Below are 7,841 nucleotides of genomic sequence, written 5' to 3' on the forward strand. Positions count from 1 at the left end.
CTCAAATCCTCCTTAGCGACGGCCGCCACCAGCACCACGGGGTGCAGGGCCGTCCTGGATTTCTTGTGCTTTACGGTCACGCGCCGAAGGATCGTGCTCCATGATCTCGCCTTTGAAGATCCAGACCTTGATCCCGATGATCCCGTAAGGGGTCATCGCTTCGGAGTGAGCGTAATCGATGTCTGCACGCAGGGTGTGCAGCGGCACGCGGCCTTCACGGTACCATTCGGTACGCGCGATTTCCGCGCCGCCCAGACGGCCGGCAACGTTCACGCGGATGCCCAGGGCACCCATGCGCATGGCGTTCTGAACCGCACGCTTCATGGCGCGGCGGAAGGACACACGGCGCTCCAGCTGCTGAGCGATGGACTCGCCAACCAGCTGCGCGTCCAGTTCCGGCTTGCGCACTTCAACGATGTTGAGGTGCAGCTCGGACTCGGTCATCTTGGCGATTTTCTTGCGCAGGACTTCGATGTCCGCGCCTTTCTTGCCGATGATGACGCCCGGACGGGCGGTGTGAATGGTCACACGGCATTTCTTGTGCGGGCGCTCGATGATCACGCGCGCAACGCCTGCCTGCTTGCATTCTTTCTGGATGAACTCGCGGATTTTCAGGTCCTCGAGCAGCAGATCACCGTAGTCTTTGGTGTCGGCGTACCAGCGGCTGTCCCAGGTGCGGTTCACCTGCAGGCGCATGCCGATCGGATTGACTTTCTGACCCATTAGGCTTGCTCCTCAACTTGACGCACCTTGATGGTGATCTCCGCGAACGGCTTCAGGATTTTGCCGAACCGGCCACGAGCCCGCGGACGGCCGCGCTTCATGGTCAGGTTCTTGCCAACCCATGCCTCGGCGACGATCAGTTCATCGACGTCCAGGTTGTGGTTGTTTTCAGCATTCGCGATGGCGGACTGAAGGCATTTCTTCACGTCCTGCGCAATCCGCTTGTTGGAGAAAGTCAGGTCGGTCAGCGCCTTCTCAACTTTCTTGCCGCGGATCATCTGAGCCACCAGGTTCAGTTTCTGCGGGGAGGTACGGAGCATGCGCAGTTTTGCCATTGCTTCGTTGTCTGCCACGCGGCGGGGATTCTTTTCCTTACCCATGACTTACTTCCGCTTCGCTTTTTTGTCAGCGGCATGGCCATAATAGGTGCGGGTCGGCGAGTACTCACCGAACTTCTGACCGATCATGTCTTCCGAGACGTTGACTGGGATGTGCTTTTTGCCGTTGTAGACACCAAAGGTCAGGCCGACGAACTGCGGCAGGATGGTGGAACGGCGCGACCAGATCTTGATCACTTCATTGCGGCCCGATTCACGCGCTGCTTCGGCCTTTTTCAGGACATAAGCATCAACGAAGGGGCCTTTCCATACGGAACGTGCCATGGATTAGCGGCCTTTCTTCTTGGCGTGACGCGAGCGGATGATGAGCTTCTGCGACGCCTTGTTCTTGTTGCGGGTGCGCTTGCCTTTGGTCGGCTTGCCCCAGGGGGTCACCGGATGGCGGCCACCGGAGGTCCGGCCTTCACCACCACCGTGCGGGTGGTCGATCGGGTTCATAACCACACCACGCACAGACGGGCGCTTGCCCTTGTGGCGCATGCGGCCGGCTTTACCAAAGTTCTGGTTCGAGTTGTCGGGGTTCGACACGGCACCAACGGTGGCCATGCATTCCTGACGCACGAGGCGCAGTTCGCCCGAGGACAGGCGGATCTGAGCGTATCCGCCGTCACGGCCAACAAACTGAGCGTAGGTGCCGGCTGCGCGGGCGATCTGGCCGCCTTTGCCCGGTTTCATCTCGATGTTGTGGACGATGGTACCGATCGGCATGCCCGAGAACGGCATTGCGTTGCCCGGCTTGATGTCTGCCTTTGCGGAGGCGATGACCTGATCGCCGACTGCCAGACGCTGCGGAGCCAGGATATAGGCCTGCTCGCCGTCGTCATACTTCACCAGCGCGATGAAGGCAGTACGGTTGGGGTCATACTCGATGCGCTCGACGGTTGCGGCGACATCAAATTTATTCCGTTTGAAGTCAACGATCCGGTAGAGACGCTTTGCGCCGCCGCCGCGGCGGCGGGAAGTAATCCGTCCGGTGTTGTTCCGGCCGCCCGATTTGGTCAGACCCTCAGTGAGAGACTTGACCGGACGCCCTTTCCAAAGCTCCGAACGGTCGATCAGAACCAGCCCACGCTGGCCCGGCGTCGTCGGCTTATACGACTTAAGTGCCATGCTTTCTGTCTTCCGTTTAGCGTGCCAGGCCTTAGGTTATTGTCTTTGGCCCAGCTATGTTTAAGGCCCCCGTAGGTGCCAAAGTTTTAGGGCCCCGAAGGTCCCCGAGTTCACACATCCTGACAAACGTAACGACCCCGGAGCGAATCCGGGGCCTTCAGGATGGATGGCGTGTAGCAGAGGTGTCTGGGGGAGTCTAGGGGCTTACAAAGAGTTGCTCGAAGGAATGCACGCTTCTCTCATTCCTTCAATAAGGCGTTGCCTGAGGTTAGAAATCTTCTGTTGGGAAAATTCGCACCCTACGCGCGCACAGCAAACGAGGTGATCTTCAAAAGGTTGCAAGTCATCACTACTTATGAGCAAAGTATAGGCAAGAAGGCACGACAAACATTGGGTCGAAAATTGGATATTACAACTTCAAACCATTACATTGAACACGAGCTGCATCAGAGGCTTACTCACCTTGAAGCCACCATGCAAAGTGATGTCATCACGATTGTAGCCCCGATGTATGCGGGAATTGACGACATCGTCCGCACATTTACCGAAGAAATCGCCACTGACGGATCCGAACGCAACAAGGACCTAAGTGTGGTTTTGGAAACAGATGGTGGCTCGATTGAAGTGGTTGAACGCATCGCCGATGTATTGAGACATCATTACCCCCAAGGTGAAATCAACTTTATCGTTCCAAACCGCGCCATGTCTGCAGGTACCGTTCTAGTCATGTGCGGCGACAATATTTACATGGACTATTATTCCGTTCTTGGCCCCGTAGACCCCCAAGTACGGAGCCAAACTAGCGGCTTCTTCGTCCCTGCCTTGGGGTATCTTAACAAGTATGAAGAGCTCGTGGCCAAGTCTCAGGCAGGTTCCCTATCTGCTGCCGAAATGGCGTTCATGATTGAAAAGTTTGATCCAGCTGAACTCGACTCTTTTGAAAAGGCCCGCGACCTCTCAACTGCCCTGCTGGTAGACTGGCTCACTAAGTACAAGTTCAAAGACTGGACTCGAACTGAAGGCCGAGGAATGCCCGTTACTGATGACATGAAGGCGGACAGAGCTGAAGAGATTGGCACCAAACTTAACTCAACAGACCGTTGGAAATCTCACTCACGCGGAATTTCAATGGCTGTCCTTCAACGTGATCTTAACCTTGTTGTGGAAGACTTTGGCGCCGATGCTCAAAAAAACGACGCAATTGGCAAATACCACCGGCTCCTACAGGACTACATGCAACGTCGTGGCAAAGATATTGTGTTTCAGAACAGACACACTATAACGCTTCTATAGGGAGAACATCATGGAAAACCTTAACATGAAGTCTGTGATCGCCTCGAATCCGCAAGTCGAACGAGACCTACACACACTCGAAGAAGCGCTTTCGGCAATTAGAGGGCTGCGTGAAAACGGCACAAAATCCAAGGGCTATGACCTTGCTTCGCCTTTTGAGCGGCGGCGTAGCCTTGAAGCGCGTCGTACCGTTGTACACTCGGCAGGCTGACACCACATTCATCCTGATCCAACTGCTATCAAGCCCCGCAATCCTGCGGGGTTTTTCTTTTGAACACAGCCATATCTCGAAAGTTTAGCCACCAAGAGCGCCAGCGCCGTCCCGCGGGGTGGCGCTAGCAACGTGGCGTTTGGCAGTTTATCCCGGCCAAATCCGTACGACCTCACCGACAGGCACACCACCAGCCAAAGCGCCGCCCCATGGGGGCGGGACGGCGCTGGCGCGGCGGCCTGCGGCCTTGATTCAGCGCCTGGGAGCAAGATTGCAGCGAAGTGCATTGACGGGTGTTGCGCGCCCACCGCACGCAAGGCTTCGCGGATCTTAACCGGCAGTAGCTATACCTTGAGCCACCGCCGCCACAAGGAGCCCCGCCATGCCCAAGCCCCCTGCCCCAACGCAAAAGGCCCCCGCTTGCGCGAGGGCCTCTCAATCTTGTCAAAAAGGCAGATATCAGAGTCCGGTGGACACGTCGATGGTGTTGCCTTCTTCCAGGGTGACATAGGCTTTTTTCACGTCTTTACGCTTGCCCATCTGGCCGCGGAAACGCTTGACCTTGCCCTTGGTGACGGTGGTGTTGACCGCTTTCACCTTGACGCCAAAGAGAGCTTCGACAGCTTCTTTGATCATCGGCTTGTTGGAGTCGATCGCCACTTCGAAAACCACTGCGCCGTTCTCGGACGCCATGGTGGATTTCTCGGTGATGATCGGCTTGCGGATCACGTCGTAGTGTTCTGCTTTCGCGCTCATTTCAGGCGAGCCTCCAGTGCTTCGACACCTGCTTTGGTGATCACCAGGGTGTCACGCTTCAGGATGTCATAGACGTTGGCACCGATGGTCGGCAGAATGTCCAGACCTTCGATGTTGCGCGACGCTTGCAGGAAGCCTTCGTTGACCGAAGCGCCGTCGATGACCAGAGCGCGTTTCCAGCCCAGGTTCTTCACCTGTTTGGCCAGAGCGGCGGTCTTGCCCTCAGCTGCTGCGTCCTCGATGATGACCAGCTCGCCCGCTTTTGCTTTGGCGGACAGCGCGTGACGCAGGCCCAGCTTGCGGAACTTCTTGGTCAGCTCGTGGCCGTGCGAACGCGGGGTCGGACCCTTGTAGATACCACCCTTGCGGAAGATCGGCGCGTTGCGGTCGCCGTGGCGTGCGCCGCCGGTGCCCTTCTGGCGGTAGATCTTCTTGGTCGAGTAGGAGGTTTCCGAACGGGTCTTCACCTTGTGGGTGCCGGCCTGCGCGTTGTTGCGCTGCCAGCGGACCACGCGGTGCAGGATGTCCGCACGCGGCTCCAGGCCGAACAGGTCTTCCGACAGTTCAACTTCACCGGCTTTGGCGCCGTCGAGTTTGATCACGTCAAGTTTCATGCTTCACCACCTTCCGCGGGAGCTTCCGCAGTTTTCAGAGCGGCCGGGAAAGGCAGGCCCTCGGGGGCTTTCTTCTTCACGGCGTCCTTGACGGTAACCCAGCCGGATTTCGGGCCCGGTACGGCGCCCTTGATGAAGACCAGGCCGCGCTCGGCGTCGGTTTTCACCACTTCCAGGTTCTGGGTGGTCACACGGGCTGCACCCATGTGGCCGGCCATTTTCTTGCCTTTGAAGACGCGGCCGGGGTCCTGACACTGACCGGTCGAACCGTGCGAACGGTGCGAGATCGACACACCGTGCGAGGCGCGCAGACCGCCGAAGTTGTGACGCTTCATGGCACCTGCAAAGCCTTTACCGATCGAGGTGCCGGTGACGTCCACTTTCTGGCCAGCCAGGAAGTGTTCGGCCGAGATTTCGGCGCCGACTTCGATCAGGCCATCCGCGGGAACGCGGAATTCGGCCAGCTTACGCTTGGGTTCAACCTTGGCAGCGGCGAAGTGGCCGCGCATGGCTTGCGAGGTGCGCTTTGCCTTGGCGGAGCCTGCACCCAGCTGAACAGCGGTGTAGCCGTCTTTTTCTTCGGTGCGCTGAGCAACAACCTGCAGGCCGTCCAGGGACAGAACGGTCACAGGGATCTGCTTGCCGTCTTCCAGGAACAGGCGGGTCATGCCCACTTTTTTAGCGATAATACCGGAACGCATAATCTATACCCTCCGATCTTACGACTGCAGCTTGATTTCGACGTCAACGCCGGCGGCCAGGTCGAGCTTCATCAGCGCGTCCACGGTCTGCGGGGTCGGGTCGACGATGTCGAGAAGGCGCTTGTGGGTGCGGATCTCGAACTGGTCGCGGGATTTCTTGTCAACGTGGGGGCCACGCAGAACAGTGAATTTCTCGATCTTGTTCGGCATCGGGATCGGGCCGCGCACTTGCGCGCCGGTCCGCTTGGCAGTGTTGACGATCTCTTGCGTGGACGCATCCAGCACGCGATAGTCAAATGCCTTCAGCCGGATACGGATGTTTTGGCTTTGCATCGTACAGCCTTTTATTCAGGCGTTGGGGTTGAGAGGAGGGCCTGCGACCACCGCAACCCCTCATCGAACCCAAAAGGCGGGAATCATCCCGCCCCAATTCGCATCAGCGAACTCGCGCCCTATACGCCTGAAAAGGCAGTGTGGCAAGGGGTTTCGCACCGAAACGGTTGCGTTTGGGGAGAGCGGTGGATTTGGAGTTTGTTTATCATCTTGTCCAGATAGTTAGGGCAGTCAGGCCAACTGCCCTAATTTGCGCTATCGGACATTCCTTGCCTGGGCTTCCAGCCGGCTGAAAGGGTCTTGCTTTGCCAAGCTGGAAATTCTGGGTTTGAGAAGGCCCACCTCCTCCAATGCCTCCCTCACTGATGAGGCAACCTTGGTGCCAATTGACCAGTAGATGTAGACCAGAAGCGCGACAGGAAGAAGAACTCCTCCAAAGGCGGGTTTCATTACACAAAGCGGAAGAACAAACACCATCCCCAAGAGGATGATCTGGGATTTTCTGGACGCCTTGATGAAGCGCTGCAGAAACCCTGCCTTTGCCAATCCAAGGGCCTCCCTACTGGCCTCGAACTGAAGTTCAGGACCGGGCCTTTCAGCTGACGTTTTCTGCACCTTTGCTGCAATCTGGCGCAGCGTTTTCGGCTGAGACATTCCGAGGTCCGGCCTGCCAAACCCGGCACCTTTCTCGCCAGCGCTGGCGACGGGAGAACTGGCGAAGATTGCGCGTTCGACACTGGCCGCGTCCCGTTCACTCTGCCGCCGCTTGCTGCGGCGCGCCAATCCGAATTTGATCGCTGCCAGTACAAGCAGAACACCGGAAAGCTTCCACAGCTTCTCGCGAAACCTTTGAGGATCGCCCGTGTAGGTCAATCCCTTTTCCCGGCCTTCCCAAAACGGTTCGACGACAATGAAGTCCGGCCCCTTCGTCAGCCCCTGTTCTTTGAAGGCATCGTTAACAAGGTCTGAAAATGATCCTTCATTAGTTCTCACTCCATTGAACGCAAAGTACAAATGCCCAGTCTCGTCCAGCTTACCGGGGACCTGAAACTCGGAGATCCGGCGGATGAAATCAGCTTTCTCACGCTCTGACATCAAAATAATGGCACGGACCTGTTTAGTGCTCGAAGTGTCAGAGGCCCCTTGCAACACATACATATACCCTTCTGCGCGGACGCTGCCTTTCTTGGTTTTGCGAAGATGATAATTGAAATCCGTATTGATCCAGCCAGCAATGTGCACCTCGTCCGCCAGACCGACATCGTTCTGCCTGTCAAAAGCAGACAAGTCCACCCGGTCTGGAACGGGCTGGGCCAGTGCAGCTGTGGCATCGGCCCGTTCTTTCAACTCGTTCTGATAAACTTGCTCACTCAAATACAAGAAACCTGCAGCCGCCGCTGCGTATACCCACCAAGGGGCGATCAGAAACAAATAGATTACACGTCCCACTCAAAGACTCCTTAAAAGCTTTCCCCTTTCTTGACGGCGGAAAAAGCTTGGAACGTGAAACTATTATGGCATGAATTTGGCGACATCCCAGCCACCTATACGAGTGCTATTCAAGGTCCAGCATCTAGGCCCTCGAACTCTCGAAGAGTCTCGAGCCGCATAGAAAAAGGGCCGCTCGGATGAGCGACCCTTTCCATCAAGTATCAGCGCTGCTGATTACTCGATGATCTTCGACACAACGCCGGCGCCGACG

Annotated in this window: 11 protein-coding genes; 2 read left to right on the forward strand and 9 right to left on the reverse strand. The window is 57.0% G+C overall.

Annotated features, from left to right (window positions below; all coding sequences use genetic code 11):
- Positions 1-12 precede the first annotated feature (12 nt).
- The 4 genes from rpsC to rplB are packed head-to-tail and all read right to left on the reverse strand — an operon-like array spanning position 13 to position 2,231.
- Positions 13-723, reverse strand: coding sequence for a 30S ribosomal protein S3 (gene rpsC, locus RA19_RS06725; protein WP_039160809.1), 711 nt, complete (start codon positions 721-723; stop codon positions 13-15).
- Complete coding sequence (gene rplV / locus RA19_RS06730) at positions 723-1,103, reverse strand: 50S ribosomal protein L22 (RefSeq protein ID WP_008557868.1); 381 nt, start codon at positions 1,101-1,103, stop codon at positions 723-725. The genes rpsC and rplV overlap by 1 nt, the downstream gene beginning before the upstream one ends.
- 3 nt (positions 1,104-1,106) lie before the next feature.
- Complete coding sequence (gene rpsS, locus RA19_RS06735) at positions 1,107-1,385, reverse strand: 30S ribosomal protein S19 (RefSeq protein ID WP_024088539.1); 279 nt, start codon at positions 1,383-1,385, stop codon at positions 1,107-1,109.
- A gap of 3 nt (positions 1,386-1,388) precedes the next feature.
- Positions 1,389-2,231 (reverse strand): 50S ribosomal protein L2, encoded by an 843-nt coding sequence (gene rplB, locus RA19_RS06740; protein ID WP_039160811.1) that lies wholly within the window; start codon positions 2,229-2,231, stop codon positions 1,389-1,391.
- A 282-nt stretch (positions 2,232-2,513) separates the two neighbouring features.
- Between rplB and RA19_RS06745 the strand changes: the two genes are divergently transcribed.
- Positions 2,514-3,524 (forward strand): SDH family Clp fold serine proteinase, encoded by a 1,011-nt coding sequence (locus tag RA19_RS06745; RefSeq protein WP_152615701.1) that lies wholly within the window; start codon positions 2,514-2,516, stop codon positions 3,522-3,524.
- Positions 3,525-3,534: 10 nt separating this feature from the next.
- Entirely contained in the window at positions 3,535-3,735 is a 201-nt protein-coding gene (locus RA19_RS26485; RefSeq protein WP_152615702.1) for a hypothetical protein, read from the forward strand.
- Positions 3,736-4,194: 459 nt separating this feature from the next.
- On the opposite strand, the gene RA19_RS06750 is transcribed toward RA19_RS26485, so the two are convergent.
- From RA19_RS06750 to RA19_RS06770, 5 genes are all read right to left on the reverse strand, one after another.
- Positions 4,195-4,491: a 50S ribosomal protein L23 gene (locus tag RA19_RS06750; RefSeq protein ID WP_039160813.1), complete on the reverse strand. Its 297-nt coding sequence runs from the start codon at positions 4,489-4,491 to the stop codon at positions 4,195-4,197.
- A complete protein-coding gene (rplD, locus tag RA19_RS06755) occupies positions 4,488-5,105 on the reverse strand; it encodes a 50S ribosomal protein L4 (RefSeq protein ID WP_039160816.1) in 618 nt (205 codons plus the stop codon). The genes RA19_RS06750 and rplD overlap by 4 nt, the downstream gene beginning before the upstream one ends.
- Positions 5,102-5,806, reverse strand: a complete 705-nt coding sequence (gene rplC / locus RA19_RS06760; protein ID WP_039125998.1) for a 50S ribosomal protein L3 — start codon at positions 5,804-5,806, stop codon at positions 5,102-5,104. The genes rplD and rplC overlap by 4 nt, the downstream gene beginning before the upstream one ends.
- A gap of 18 nt (positions 5,807-5,824) precedes the next feature.
- Complete coding sequence (rpsJ, locus tag RA19_RS06765) at positions 5,825-6,139, reverse strand: 30S ribosomal protein S10 (RefSeq protein ID WP_019298501.1); 315 nt, start codon at positions 6,137-6,139, stop codon at positions 5,825-5,827.
- Positions 6,140-6,394: 255 nt separating this feature from the next.
- Positions 6,395-7,588 carry a hypothetical protein gene (locus RA19_RS06770; protein WP_039160818.1) on the reverse strand — a complete coding sequence of 398 codons (1,194 nt, stop codon included), beginning with the start codon at positions 7,586-7,588 and terminating at the stop codon, positions 6,395-6,397.
- Between the last annotated feature and the right edge of the window lie 253 nt (positions 7,589-7,841).

Source organism: Leisingera sp. ANG-M1 (genome assembly GCF_000813745.1).
Classification (GTDB): domain Bacteria; phylum Pseudomonadota; class Alphaproteobacteria; order Rhodobacterales; family Rhodobacteraceae; genus Leisingera.

Bases quoted from the DNA above. Each gene is read 5' to 3' on its own strand.
- rplD (WP_039160816.1), bottom strand. From the start codon at position 5,105: ATGAAACTTGACGTGATCAAACTCGACGGCGCCAAAGCCGGTGAAGTT.
- rplB (WP_039160811.1), bottom strand. From the start codon at position 2,231: ATGGCACTTAAGTCGTATAAGCCGACGACGCCGGGCCAGCGTGGGCTG.
- rpsC (WP_039160809.1), bottom strand. From the start codon at position 723: ATGGGTCAGAAAGTCAATCCGATCGGCATGCGCCTGCAGGTGAACCGC.
- rpsS (WP_024088539.1), bottom strand. From the start codon at position 1,385: ATGGCACGTTCCGTATGGAAAGGCCCCTTCGTTGATGCTTATGTCCTG.
- rplC (WP_039125998.1), bottom strand. From the start codon at position 5,806: ATGCGTTCCGGTATTATCGCTAAAAAAGTGGGCATGACCCGCCTGTTC.
- rplV (WP_008557868.1), bottom strand. From the start codon at position 1,103: ATGGGTAAGGAAAAGAATCCCCGCCGCGTGGCAGACAACGAAGCAATG.
- RA19_RS26485 (WP_152615702.1), top strand. From the start codon at position 3,535: ATGGAAAACCTTAACATGAAGTCTGTGATCGCCTCGAATCCGCAAGTC.
- rpsJ (WP_019298501.1), bottom strand. From the start codon at position 6,139: ATGCAAAGCCAAAACATCCGTATCCGGCTGAAGGCATTTGACTATCGC.
- RA19_RS06750 (WP_039160813.1), bottom strand. From the start codon at position 4,491: ATGAGCGCGAAAGCAGAACACTACGACGTGATCCGCAAGCCGATCATC.